This is a genomic window from Haladaptatus halobius (genome assembly GCF_020618475.1).
Classification (GTDB): domain Archaea; phylum Halobacteriota; class Halobacteria; order Halobacteriales; family Haladaptataceae; genus Haladaptatus; species Haladaptatus halobius.
On the sequence record NZ_CP085338.1, the window covers coordinates 17795 to 30611 of the forward strand.

The 12817-nt window shown below is 50.2% G+C and carries 14 protein-coding genes and 1 pseudogene; 11 read left to right on the plus strand and 4 right to left on the minus strand.

Annotated elements, in window-relative coordinates; translation table 11 throughout:
* Positions 1-214: 214 nt before the first annotated feature.
* The 3 genes from LIW51_RS27790 to LIW51_RS27800 all read left to right on the plus strand — a co-directional run bounded on the left by LIW51_RS27790 (position 215) and on the right by LIW51_RS27800 (position 1029).
* Entirely contained in the window at positions 215-493 is a 279-nt protein-coding gene (locus tag LIW51_RS27790; RefSeq protein WP_227379264.1) for a hypothetical protein, read from the plus strand.
* 85 nt (positions 494-578) lie between these two features.
* Positions 579-782 (plus strand): hypothetical protein, encoded by a 204-nt coding sequence (locus LIW51_RS27795; protein WP_227379265.1) that lies wholly within the window; start codon positions 579-581, stop codon positions 780-782.
* Positions 775-1029, plus strand: coding sequence for a DUF7563 family protein (locus LIW51_RS27800; RefSeq protein ID WP_227379266.1), 255 nt, complete (start codon positions 775-777; stop codon positions 1027-1029). Before LIW51_RS27795 ends, LIW51_RS27800 begins: the two co-directional genes overlap by 8 nt.
* Before the next feature lie 217 nt (positions 1030-1246).
* Here LIW51_RS27800 and LIW51_RS27805 read toward each other — a convergent pair whose 3' ends face one another.
* A complete protein-coding gene (locus LIW51_RS27805) occupies positions 1247-2668 on the minus strand; it encodes a sensor histidine kinase (protein WP_227379267.1) in 1422 nt (473 codons plus the stop codon).
* A gap of 124 nt (positions 2669-2792) precedes the next feature.
* The gene (locus tag LIW51_RS27810; protein WP_227379269.1) at positions 2793-3407 is read right to left on the minus strand and encodes a response regulator transcription factor; all 615 of its coding nucleotides are present in this window, start codon (positions 3405-3407) and stop codon (positions 2793-2795) included.
* A gap of 765 nt (positions 3408-4172) precedes the next feature.
* On the opposite strand from LIW51_RS27810, the gene LIW51_RS27815 reads away from it, so the two are divergent.
* Both LIW51_RS27815 and LIW51_RS27820 read left to right on the plus strand, forming a co-directional pair.
* Positions 4173-5258 (plus strand): helix-turn-helix transcriptional regulator, encoded by a 1086-nt coding sequence (locus LIW51_RS27815; protein WP_227379270.1) that lies wholly within the window; start codon positions 4173-4175, stop codon positions 5256-5258.
* A 582-nt stretch (positions 5259-5840) separates the two neighbouring features.
* Positions 5841-6434, plus strand: coding sequence for a DUF7344 domain-containing protein (locus tag LIW51_RS27820; protein WP_227379271.1), 594 nt, complete (start codon positions 5841-5843; stop codon positions 6432-6434).
* A gap of 71 nt (positions 6435-6505) precedes the next feature.
* Here the strand turns inward: LIW51_RS27820 and LIW51_RS27825 are convergent, their stop codons facing one another.
* Complete coding sequence (locus tag LIW51_RS27825) at positions 6506-6733, minus strand: UPF0058 family protein (RefSeq protein ID WP_227379272.1); 228 nt, start codon at positions 6731-6733, stop codon at positions 6506-6508.
* 206 nt (positions 6734-6939) lie between these two features.
* On the opposite strand from LIW51_RS27825, the gene LIW51_RS27830 reads away from it, so the two are divergent.
* The 6 genes from LIW51_RS27830 (at position 6940) to LIW51_RS27855 (ending at position 12071) form a co-directional block, all read left to right on the plus strand.
* The gene (locus LIW51_RS27830; RefSeq protein WP_227357637.1) at positions 6940-7239 is read left to right on the plus strand and encodes a PadR family transcriptional regulator; all 300 of its coding nucleotides are present in this window, start codon (positions 6940-6942) and stop codon (positions 7237-7239) included.
* Positions 7240-7643: 404 nt separating this feature from the next.
* The gene (locus LIW51_RS27835; protein ID WP_227379273.1) at positions 7644-8600 is read left to right on the plus strand and encodes a transcription initiation factor IIB; all 957 of its coding nucleotides are present in this window, start codon (positions 7644-7646) and stop codon (positions 8598-8600) included.
* 690 nt (positions 8601-9290) lie between these two features.
* Entirely contained in the window at positions 9291-9647 is a 357-nt protein-coding gene (locus tag LIW51_RS27840; protein ID WP_227379274.1) for a PadR family transcriptional regulator, read from the plus strand.
* A 349-nt stretch (positions 9648-9996) separates the two neighbouring features.
* Complete coding sequence (locus LIW51_RS27845) at positions 9997-10233, plus strand: UPF0058 family protein (protein WP_227379486.1); 237 nt, start codon at positions 9997-9999, stop codon at positions 10231-10233.
* A 522-nt stretch (positions 10234-10755) separates the two neighbouring features.
* Positions 10756-11700: a ParA family protein gene (locus LIW51_RS27850; protein ID WP_227379275.1), complete on the plus strand. Its 945-nt coding sequence runs from the start codon at positions 10756-10758 to the stop codon at positions 11698-11700.
* Positions 11697-12071 (plus strand): DUF7970 domain-containing protein, encoded by a 375-nt coding sequence (locus tag LIW51_RS27855; protein WP_227379276.1) that lies wholly within the window; start codon positions 11697-11699, stop codon positions 12069-12071. The genes LIW51_RS27850 and LIW51_RS27855 overlap by 4 nt, the downstream gene beginning before the upstream one ends.
* 82 nt (positions 12072-12153) lie before the next feature.
* On the opposite strand, the pseudogene LIW51_RS27860 reads toward LIW51_RS27855, so the two are convergent.
* Positions 12154-12537 (minus strand): annotated as a pseudogene (locus tag LIW51_RS27860) (RNA-guided endonuclease InsQ/TnpB family protein); the annotation flags it as partial.
* Positions 12538-12817: the final 280 nt, after the last annotated feature.

Here is a 12817-nt window from a genome sequence, read left to right on the forward strand (position 1 = left end):
GCTCAACTATACTACCGTCGTAAATCAGCCGGCAGGAACCCCAACGTAAACGTTTAGTAGTTCTCGAACCAACTGACTGGGAGCAGAGACAAAAGTCTGCATGCAAAGGGTTGCCGTCCGGGTGTCCGGACGGGGTGTTCATAAGTCCGTTTCGGCAGGTGCCGCCAGAAAGCCGGGTCAAAACGGTATAACGGCCGTCCACAAGGGTGACTCGTTGGGAGAGAGCCGCGTTGAGAAACCGCGCGGCAATGACTCGCTTCGAGATAGGAGCACTGGTGACGGTGCCACAGGACACGCCACTGGAGGGATGAAACCCGTCCCGGCGAACGTGGCGCGCAGCGTCCTGAAACCGAACTGGCGTCATGCCGGATTCCTCCTGTGTGGGGAAGCCCCGTCGTTTACGACGGGCGAGGACGTCACCACAACCATCAGCCCGTCACCTTTACTTTCGCACGGGAGTTGTTCGCTTGAACTGAAGGAAATCGCCCGATAGGGGTGCGTACTCGGCGAAATGGAAGCCTTTACTTTCACTCTGGGTAAGACTCGGTGTTTTGAGGTGAATGAGCGTAGCCACCCGCATGAGCATCCACGATATCGACACGCCGACGGCGAAGTGGCGCTACACGTGTCCCAACGGTCACACCAGTTGGGAGCCGACGAACAGCCACTTCTGGTGCCATCAGTGTAGTCGTCTCCCCGACGCGGACGCGGAGTTCTGGAAGCTTCGAGACAGAAAGACCGGTGAGCGACTCGGGCGCGAGGTGGTGGTTCTCGATGGTTGAAGCGGAAGACCACTACGTCGCTCGGCGTCGACGCCCCGCCTGGAACCCGAGCGGGTGGTCGCGGTACGTCACCTGCCGGAATCCGACCTGCGGAAACGAACACGTCGACCCCGACTTCGCGCGTACCTTCGGGGACGACGACGGAACCGTCTTCGCCTGTCCCGACTGCACGCCGTGGGCGGCGCTAAAGCGCGGCGCGGCCGCCGACCCGACGTTCGAGCATCGGGTGCGGCGCGACAGTTGGTGACCGAGACGACGAGCGAGCCGCGAGTTATTTCGTCGACGCGACTCCGTTCGAACTCCGGAGTACTACTTTCACTTTCGGTTCGGGTAAGAGAAAATCCTTTTCCGGTGTCCGTCCTCGATACGGACGCGGGTCGACGACCCGCACAGGAGGTTGGGTTTACGCGACTGCTATCCCCTGCGCGTACCCCAGATCTTGTTTCCACCCTTCGGACGGGCGGTCACTCCGCCCGTCCGGTGAACTCCATCCCCGTGATTTCGAACTGAGCGCCGCCGTCGCTTCCCTCGGTGATGGAGATGTCCCACCCGTGTGCGTCGACGATCTGCTGGACGATGGTGAGACCGAGACCGGTGCCGTCGTCCGTCGTGAACCCGCTCTCGAACACCGTCTCGCGCTCATCGGGCGGGATACCCGGACCGTCGTCCTCGATATACACGCCGTCCGAGGAGCGTTCGATGTGAACCGACACGTCGTCGCCTGCGTGTTCGATGGCGTTACGAAAGAGGTTCTCGAACACCTGACTCAGTCTGTCCACGTCGGCCGATATCTCGCCCTCGGCGTTCTCCAACACCAGCGTCGCTTCCGCCGGTGCGATACGCGACCACGTGTCCTCCACGATGTCCTGAAACGCCGTCACCTGTGTCTCCTCGATGACGCCGGGTCTACGAGCGAGGTCGAGCATCTCGTTTATCATCCGTTCCATCCGGTTGAGTGCGCCGCGAACCTCGTCGAACGCGTCGTCGGCGTTGTCCGCTTCCGCGACCTGGAGGTACCCCTGCGCGATACCCAGCGGGTTGCGGAGTTCGTGCGCGAGCATGCTTGCAAACTCGTCGAGGCGTTCGTTCTGGTCTTTGAGTTCCTGCTTTCTGCGCTTGTGTTCGGTCACGTCCCGGAAGATGCCGATGACCTCGGGACGTTCGGCGCCGAACTGCATCCGCGCCGTGTTGATCTCCGCGTAGCGCGTCTCCCCGTCGGGCGTCGTGTAGGTCACCGAGTACGGCGACTGTTCATCGTCCGCTTCCCGCCCGCGCACGTCCTCTGTGAGCTTCTCGAGCGAGTCGTTGGGGAACGCGTTGATAGCGCCGATTCGCTCGCCGAGGACGGCGGGGCGGTCAAGTCCGGACATCCGACAGAAGGCGTCGTTGACCGCCTGAATCCGACCATTTTGGTCGAGGACGAACACGGGATCGGGAGCGGTCTGGAACAGCGTCCGGAATCGCTCTTCGCTCACTTCTTTCTCGCGTTCGAGTTCGACGGAGAGCCGACGCCGTTCGAGCAGGCCGTCGATGCGCGCCTGCAACACCGCCTTCTCGATAGGGGTTGTGATGATTTCATCAACGCCCTGCCACACCTCCGGCGTTCGCGCGGGGGAACTGCTCGAGGTGACGAGCAGGTAGGGAAGGAACGTCGGCGACATGGCGTCTTTGCGAGTACGTAGTTCGTCTTGATGCCGGCTGAACGACACTTCGTCCGCGATACAGAGGTCGAACGAGGAACCGATATCGTCGGTCGGAAAGACGACATCGTACTCCGGGGCGAGCCACTCGCCCAACAACCGGCGATTCTCGCTGTGGTCGATGAGGAGGAGGACGCTACCGCTCGGAGCCTGCGCGTGACTGGTCGTCTTCCGATACTCGCTCATCGTCGTCCCTTCCTCGACATATCGACCTATCGTTCGTGGGATTGAATCCTTCTCGTACCGAATTTACGACCGCAACTCATATTTCTATCGGATAACCAAACACGAATCGGATCGGGGCGAGGAGTTACGTCTCCGGTTCGTCGTCCTTCGACGACCGTATCAACTTCGACGCGGCGGTGTTCCGGCCGTGGAACTCCGCGCGCAGGTCGTCGACGTTGAGGTTCATCGTCACGGCGGACAGCTCCTCTCGAAGTGACGCTAACTCCGTTTCGAGGGCAGTGTACTCCTCGTTCTCGTCAAGTTTCTCCGGATCTTTTCGGCCTTCCAGAGCCGCCTTCTTCGAGGAGAGCGCGAGTAGTTTCTGTACCTGCGAATCGTATGACGAACGGGTTTCGAGCGACGCGACGACATCTCGGAGTTCCTCCGGATCGGAAACCGGCTTACAGATGTATGCATCGAAACCGAGTTCGAGGATATCGAAGTCCGGTTCGACCGCGGTCACCATCGCAACCCGGCAGTTGAGTTCTCGCTCGCGGATTTCGTCTAGTACCTCTTGACCGGATAGATCAGGCATACGCCTGTCGAGGAGTACGATATCGACAGCGTCATTTATCTCCTCGAGCGCCTCCGTCCCGCTGTACGCTGTCCGGATATCGTAGGAGTCCTCGAGCCACCGGGCATGCAGGTCGGTAATCGCATGTTCGTCATCGACGATGAGAACGGTGGACTCGTTAAACATTGGCTACGTTAAGTTTCATTACCCTCGCCATATCAAATGTATCGATCTGATTCGTACATCGGTCGTTCCTCCGAATCTGTCTCACGAACGGATGTTTCATGAACGATAACGGCCTTGTGCTACAACTAATAGCTAAATGTGCTCGTTTTTACTAAAAACGTTTCGGTAGAAGATATTTCCAAGCCGACGGAAATGGTCGGGCGGTGCTCCAGAGTTACGAGACGTTCGGAGAGTAGAGTAAAGATAGAACGGATCGTGGCCGACGACCGCGTGACGCCGTGATACTTCGGCGCGGGCATGTGAATCTTCAACATACCTCGACCGGCCGGTGGTGCTTGCGTTAGCAAGGCAATGTTTTTTCACAACTAAGTAGAAAATAAACGATGGTAATGCTCACTCACTGCCTTTACAGTAAGCTGACGTATGGCTTACTACGAACGCGAGTTATGGACAACTCAGGGCAGGTATGAACCAAGCTCCTCGAACGAAAAACGGCGAGGTAGTCGTGTGTCAGCATCAGAGACATCGCTCGGAACGGTCACGAAATCCGACAACAAAAATCGGAACGGCGAAGTCAAACGACCCGAAACGGGGACAAGTGAACGCCCCGAGACAAGCGCAAGTTCGAATCCGTCGAGGGTATCCGGAGTGGGAATCGGAAACGAGACAAGGAGAATAACATTAATGTTTAGTCACATCGTACTGGATAAACAAACTAACGTCTCTGATGTTACCGTATTGAAATTTATCTAGAGTGGAATACAAATGAACGTCCGGAAATTGAAAGAAGGACTCCAAGGTGCGTCGAACGTCCTCGTGCTCGCGCCTCTCACGCCCGATGGCAATAGGACACATATGGAGCTCGTCGCTTCGACGCCGCCGGAAGATATGAGCCTCGCAGCCGTCACGTACACGCAACCACCCGACCAGTGGATCGAAGATTGGCAAACGAGCGTTAGAACGCCCCCCCAAGAGACGCAGTTCATCCACGCGAGCGGTATGGCTCAGCCCGATGCGTACGAGGAGCAGACGCCCGACAGCGTAGCGACGGCGGTCGTCGACCCGACGGATCCGATGGAGATAATCGTGCCGCTGAGCAGTCATCTGGAAGAGTGGACTGCTAGCGAGACACAACCGATCGTATCGGTACAGACCCTGACCGTCCTCCTCGAATACGTCGATTTCGACACTGCATTCCGGTATCTCCACATTCTCACACACCGAGTACAAGCCGCCGGGGCGGTCGGCTACTTCCAGATGGATCCCGACATCCACGATCCGGAGACCATCAATACCCTCAAAACGCTGTTCGATGTCATCGTCGAAATTTCCGAAGAAGGTGCCGAGTGGACGATGACACCGGCGTACACATCGAGTGAACGAACGACAGAATCCGACGAATCCGACGAATCGGACGTCTCAGACGATATGGAGTATCCGTCGGACGGACCCCTATCGTCGATACGAACAATACTGTCCGGACTGTTCGACCGCTCGACGACGGGCGAAACCGAAGCGGGAACTGAGTCGGTATCCGACACCGAAATGACGGTCGAACCGGAGACGGACGGCAAGCCGGAGTCGGACGAACGGGCCCCGGTCGGAAATCTCGCGGACGAGGAGATGCTCACCGACGAAGAACGTATCCGCTCGCTTCTCATCCAGTACGGGGGTCGGATGAAACAGGCAGACATCACGGCGGAAACATCATGGTCAAAATCGACCGTCAGCAGGAAACTCACGAAGATGGAAGAGAATGAGGAGATCACGCGTGTACAAGTTGGTCGCGGAAACCTCGTATTCTTGAATGGGTCTGAACCAGAAGCCTATAAGTCTCCGTTTGAAGCATGAAAATTTCTCCCCCATTCCCTTATAATGACTCTACGTTCCTCTAAAGAAATCTCCACCCTTCGATTTCGGAATCTTAAACAAGCTGGTGAAAATTAGCGTAATAGATAGTAGTAATGCGCATAAAACCTAATGTCGTTTGCTGAAAGGTGAAAAACGTGAGAGGAAGTCAGTCATGAGCGCTACTAACCTCACGGCCGGATATTGTACCATGCCTCCGCGCTAGGCAACCGTCTCTATATGTCCCCCTCTTAATTACTATGTTGTGGTTAAAATCCTAAAACCTTGATGAATCTCATACTCTGAAGGAAATTCATAGGAAAACGAAAATGATTATTCACGATATCATGGGAAAGCTTTTCTATTTTATTCGGAAGAGCAAATAGCGCAGAGGTGATGTTCTTCCATTCTTTTCTATCTTATTCTCCGCAACAACGACAGATGTGTTATATAATGGAATTTAGGGAAGGTGAGCGTTATCATCCTTATAGGGATGATAATTGGTCGCATTTCAGTACATTCCTCCACAATAAAAAGAAAAACCGCAATCGATTTATACTTAATTGGTGAATAATTCTATTAGTCATGAGTGCTGTTGAGGATCACTATAACGATGCTGAGAAGGCTACTACAGCAGAAGATCAAGAAGGAGGGAGTATCAACTACGAGCTTTCAAAGGATGAGATATTCCACCTTCTCCAGACGCCACGTCGACGTTATGTCCTTCAGTATTTAAAAGAGAACGATGGATCTGTAGAGATGCGAAGTCTTGCCGAGCAGGTAGCGGCGTGGGAAAATAATACAACGTTACAGGCGCTAACCTCGAATCAACGCCAGCGCGTGTACATTGCACTTTATCAGTCACATCTCCCAAAGCTCGACAAGGAAGGTGTCATTAAGTACGATCAGAATCGTGGTACCGTTGAGCGCACGTATCTTGCGAATCAACTTGACCGCTACCTCGATGTTTCAAATACTGACTCTAACGACTCTTATGATGAAGGCGATACAGCCATACGTTGGGAAATATATTACCTCAGTGCATCGCTACTTAGTGCCATCCTCCTTGGGGGCTCAGAGCTTGGTGTTCCTCTGCTTGAAACGCTTCCAGCTGCCGCCATAGGTGGGTTTATAGTAGCTATATTCGTTTTAGTAACACTCACACAGTTATTCTACTAGGAACCCTTGCAATTCGCTTGAGTGAAATTAGCCTTCAATTATCCAATGAGCCACCTCATTGGTGTTAACCGTCAGTTAGGAGTTGGAGTGAGTGTATCTTCTTCCATCGAATCTGTAATTTCGTTCAAAAGTTTAAATACTGCCTCTTGGTGATCAGTTTTGGAGCGGTGAATCGACGTAGGGCGAACTCCAGTTGCCTCATAATCGGCACAATCCAACGTTCGGTCGTTCTGAGTTTCATAGCGTGTTTTGATCTCTGCGAGTAGTCCGTGTAGGTGGATCAGCTCTTGCTTTTTCATGAGGGTAATTAACTTGCTCAATGAGTATATTATCTTGGGCCGATTTCTTTCTTCATCGTCTGAGAATGGCCGTGAAAAAATTAACTACTATTAGAAGAAATGATGGGATAATAGATCCAATGCGAATAATAGGCCGACATCCTATCAGTTTAATATCATTATAATACACTTAACTAATACCATGTAGACATAACATAGAGACGGATATGTACGACTTGACTGGCTTCCAACGAGATCTGCTGTACGTCATCAACGGATTGGATGAACCACATGGCCTCGCCATTAAAGAAGAACTGGAGGATTATTATGAGAAGGACATCCACCACGGTCGTCTCTATCCTAATCTCGACACACTAGTCGACAAAGGACTAGTCGAGAAGGGTCAAGTTGATCGTCGGACAAACTACTACACGCTCACTCGACGCGGACAGCGTGAAATTGAAGCACGCCACGAGTGGGAGGCACAGTATGTCGACGAAAAAGAACCTGTTGAAGTAACTGACTGATCGGCATAAGTCCCAGTTAACGAACGTAGACTTTCTTTGAAATACGCAATTCGAAGTCCCTCTTTAGGAGCAATTTTCGCTCATTCTAATATTACTCCATGAAATAATAGTCGATAATATATCGGGATTCACTTTAGAAAACCCTTACGTGATTGGTAGTCTTGTAAGATACTGAACTACAGTGCGATGTAAAATAGACAGTTGCAAGATCTAGATTGAACTTCAGCCTTGGCCAGTTCTTTTCTCCTTTTATAAATACATCTTATGTATTAATAAAACCTCTCAAAATCAGAAATGCGAAGACTGCTTTGACTTCCGGACTTTTTATTCTCGATTTTGACTATAGTTCGAAACGTGCCCTTCCATCCGGGGGTTTAAATGTTTCCTGTGAGTATAGAGCATTGATGAAACGGTCCACTCGCCAACGGGAGCGCCGTGCGGAGCAAACCGAAACTGAGGAGGAGGCAGTACAGGGGTGTCCCGAGTGTGGGTCGAAAAACCTCGTGAACAGTGCAGACCAATCAGAGCTGGTCTGTGACGACTGCGGATTGGTGGTTGAAGAAGACCATGTAGACCGCGGACCAGAGTGGCGTGCATTTAACCACAGTGAGCGACAGAGCAAATCACGCGTGGGTGCGCCTACCACGCAAACGATGCACGATAAGGGGTTGACGACCACCATTGACTGGAAGAATCAAGACGCATACGGTCGGTCGCTCTCGTCGGAAAAGCGGAGTCAAATGCACCGGCTGCGCAAATGGCAGGAGCGCATCCGAACGAAAGACGCGGGCGAGCGAAACCTACAGTTTGCCCTCTCTGAAATTGACCGGATGGCTTCTGCACTCGGTGTTCCCCGATCCGTTCGCGAAGTCGCATCGGTCATCTATCGTCGAGCACTCTCAGAAGACCTAATTCGAGGGCGCTCTATTGAGGGTGTTGCAACAAGCACGCTCTACGCTGCCTGTCGACAAGAAGGCATTCCGCGGAGTCTCGAAGAAGTAGCGGAGGTATCTCGAGTGAACCAAAAAGAGATTGGTCGAACGTACCGATATATCTCGCAGGAACTTGGCCTTGAGATGAAGCCTGTTGATCCAAAACAGTATGTACCTCGATTCTGCTCTGACCTTAGCGTTAGTGAGGAGGTGCAGTCAAAGGCGAATGAAATAATCGATACAACAGCAGAACAAGGTCTGCTCTCAGGTAAATCTCCGACAGGTTACGCCGCCGCCGCTATCTATGCTGCATCGCTTCTTTGTAATGAGAAAAAGACTCAACGTGAGGTTGCCGATGTCGCGCAAGTGACTGAGGTCACCATTCGTAACCGGTACCAAGAACAAATCGAAGCACTCGGAATCCACTGATCATTTAAATATCCTCTAGATATTGCTTGATCTTCAATTTCATACAGGAGTATACTTCTCAAAGAGCGAAGCGGGCGACTAGAAGGTAGCGAATGGGAAAATTATGATACTTTTTATAGAATAAAGTCAACATATGCGAAGTTGAATACAGTATTGCGGTATTCCGAATTGACATGCTTTAGCATGTGAACTACACTGTTCTACCCGCTCATGGGGTTCATTCCTTGAGGGAGAGGGCTTAGCATCTGAAATCAACGAAGACGTTTGAATTAATGAAATTACATTTATACGTTTCCTCGTGAGCTAGGTATGCCTTCACGTCCTTTCTCACTGGTTCCCGTCCCATTATGACCACAGACGTGGTTGCCAGCGTGTGGAACCATGTCAACTCGGCCTTCTCATCCGTCTTCAATAGTATTGCCTCTATTTGGGCTATAATATTCGAATAATTATACTTATCGCAGATTTTCGTTCTGCTTCTAAATCACTTAGTCCGGACGTAAAATCCCTATATTCAATTTAATGTACGTACGAGGGATTGTTTACTTTCCTCACAAAAATCTCCCCTTGATATACCATTTTCTGCAACCCGATTATAGTCGCTAGATAATATTTGTAACATAAGCCGTAAATATTGTTCCAATTAGGAAGTTTTATATCCACTGTCAGTCCATATCACATTAGACGCCCATGTCAGAGGCACAAACCATCACCGAAACAGAAACTGCTCGTGACCTAACTGCCTTCCAGCAAAATGTCCTACTAGTTCTCGCCGAGGAATCTCGGTATGGCCTCGCAGTAAAGCGTGAGCTAGAAGATTACTACGATGTGGAAGTGAACCACGGTCGGCTATATCCTAACTTAGACACTCTCATCGAGCAAGGATTGGTCGAAAAGAGTGAACTAGATAAACGCACAAATGAGTACGCGATCACAGATGATGGAGTCAATGTCCTCCTTGACTCGTTCAATTGGCGGTTCAAGAAATTCCTCACAAACAACGAGCGTGCAGAGCAAGTTCGCACGCTCCTCGAAAAACAGTCGTAATTAAGTTCTTCATTTTATTTCGTGTAATTTGTCGGCGGCGTTAGTCGTCAGGAGGTGATTTGAGCTGTTAATAGTGATGTTTTCCCCTCTTCAAGCTAATACTCTCACCCATCCTCACTTCAGTGCTATAAGACTCCTTGAATCTTACTTGGATGACGAGCAGAAAGCAGTAGTCATCACTCTTGTTTATTCTTGATTGGATTACTTCCTCTGTAAAAATGCGGTTTCTTCTTAAGGATCATAGCAACAGTTTAATTAAAAAAAAAGATATTCCCTCTAACGAACGGCCGTGTTTGAGAATGTGACTCAAGGAAAAACTATGGTGCTTGAGTTTGTAGAACTTTTTAAGATGAAGAAACAAGAACTCATTCACCTGCATGGACTGCTTACAGAAGTACGTAATAAATTCAATCAACAAACTAACTTCCCAGTTGATATACCTGCTTATGAATCCCAAAATACAAGACCCACTTCTATTCACCACTCGAAAAGTGACCACCAATTAGCAGTACTCGCACTAAGTGACGGTCTTGCGACGATCATGAGGGAGGAGGATGTCGAAGCTATCGCTTCACACGCTGACTAAAGCCTCATTTATATTTCTGAAAAACCTTTCCAAATAGAATTAGTAATTGATGGATAGTGCTCACTGAGTTCCAGTAGTAATGACGGTGGAGAGATTCAAGTCCACAATTCCATACTACCGACAAAAACCTTGTTTAATAAATTTCCAATAATTATATTATAAAAACATCGGAAAATTTTTAGGCGATTATTTACCGCTTTCGAGTCACTATAATCAATCTGTTGTCATTTCCTAATTACATCAATAGTGTCGCTGTTTTCATTGCTAACAATGCGTAGTATTGATGTCAATGCGACGTTGTCATTTTATACAAACTAGAAGTTACATCCAGGCAGAGATCCCTTCTAGCAATCTCCTATTTGATCACCATTCACAACAGAGGAATCCATTGATGATTTTAACTATATTTGAAACAGTGACGGGTTCAATGCTGCCAGTTTTATCATTGTTCTCATTGTTAGGATTGCTCTCACCGAAACCAATGTAGACAATTTTACCATGTTTCAGTATGAGCAAGTGTATATGACTCGAGAATCTCGGGCTGTCGCACTCCAAGTCTTAAAGGGTGGTTTCGGAAAATCGACTATTGCAAATGCACTCAGTGATGCGTTGGCAAGACGAAATAATCGAACACTGCTCCTCGACTTAGATCCAGAGGGCCATTTGTCGACCGGACTAGGATTCTATAACCGATCAACTGATGGCCTCGATTTTCGCGATGTTTTGCTTGGTGAGAGCGACCCTTCTGAGCTCATTGAAGAGACTGGATACGGATTCGATATTGTGCCCGCACAAAACCTCGAGGCCGTTAATAAGGATCTCAGTAGAGATGAAGTAATCCGAAGTGATGAGCAGCTCAAGACTCAGTTTGTCGATCCATTGCTCGAAGATGAGTACGACTATATCATCATGGATCTTGCCGGAAGTCGGAACAAACTTACAAACAATGCACTTGTTGCATCAAGAAATGTTATTATTCCGTTGGCACCAGCCGCAGAAGCTCTCAATGGTATTCGACAGACAACGTCGAAGCTTATCGGCCCGCTTCGTGAGTATATGAATGTTGAGATTCTGGCAGTTGTCCCCAATGATCTTCAGCAACGCCTCGACCAAGAGACGACGGATCGTGAACTTCTCGAATCTATGAACACGAGCGAACGGTTTGCAGCGTATCTTGAAGCTGGTCATGGTGCTGATATTGACGCTGGCACTCTGCCTGAGGGGATGAATACTCAAGAGGTACTAGACGCACATATTCCGTCGTTTGCCCGGGTCAAAGAGGAAGTTTGGGAAGCAATTGACAACGGAGAACGAAAACCTCCTACTATTCCACTTCGCCATCGGGCTGCGTTTACACGCGCCTATCGCGATCGCTGTCCAATCTCAGTATATGATCCTGACTGTGATCAACTCCAGTACTTCGATGATCTCGCACAAATCGTCGAAAACGGAGGGCTCCAGCAATGACTGACGATATGTTCGATCTAGGTGATCCATCTAATGATGTCTCTAGCGATACTGAATCCGATGCTGACACTGATGACAATGTTAGCGATAATAGCACTAGTAAAGATAACGACCTTGACCCAGAACGAACGCCAGCGTATGACACTGACTATCGGTCAAACCAACATACAGTCGCGGCCTTAGATGAGACGTGGCAAGAAGTAACTGATCTCCTTGAGGATGCACGGGCCTACAGCAAGCTCGCTGGTTACTCGGAGGTGAGCCGACTGGAAGCATACGAAGCTATGTTCAGATTAGTCCTCGAGAAACACGACGCTGAGGAGGTTGCAGATTCTATCCAGACTGCTCGTCATGATGCTCACGACACGTGATAGATCTCTACTTCCTATTGGTTGAAGAATAAGGCATCTATCCATCGAATATTGCTATATCGATCTCGTGAACTACCCTACCCTACTCGCTCACGGCTGAAGCCGTTCGCTCCTTGAGTGTAGGGCTTTCTGCTTCTACGACGCGCTTTGCAGATACAGGTGTATCCACAGGGAGCGCAGTCTTCACAGGCGCTGATTCGGAGTATCCCACTCCTACATCGTTGAGGCCGCGAGAAAGAATGTTCCACGCCGCGTTCGCGTCCCTGTCAGCCTCAAATCCGCAGGCAGGACAGGAATGTTCACGGACCCATGACGGCTTGTCAGTCGAAACGCCGCAGGACGCACATTCCTTTGTCGTGTTTCGTGGGTCAACCGCGACGAAGTGCGTTCCTTCGCGTTCACACTTGTATTCGAGCAACGAGAGGAATGTCTGCTATGCCGCAGACGCGGTGTTGCGGCTGTTCGACGTCTTGGTACTGCTCGACCTCGGCCTCAGCATCCTGCTCGAACTCATTTTCTTGCTCTTGCGCGGCAACCCCACCAACGGCGATGCTGGTGATGACGGCAACTGCCACAAATAGTTTGATGGCTTTTATGACTACCTCCGACTATACAACTCTCAGTTCACTGTTAAGCAGTCCCAACCGTTCATGTACTTCACACTGAGAGTAACACGATAGCGCCCCCGAAATCCGTGGTTGAGACCACAACACAAGGGAAGATTTTGGGAGTGAGATGCCGTCTCG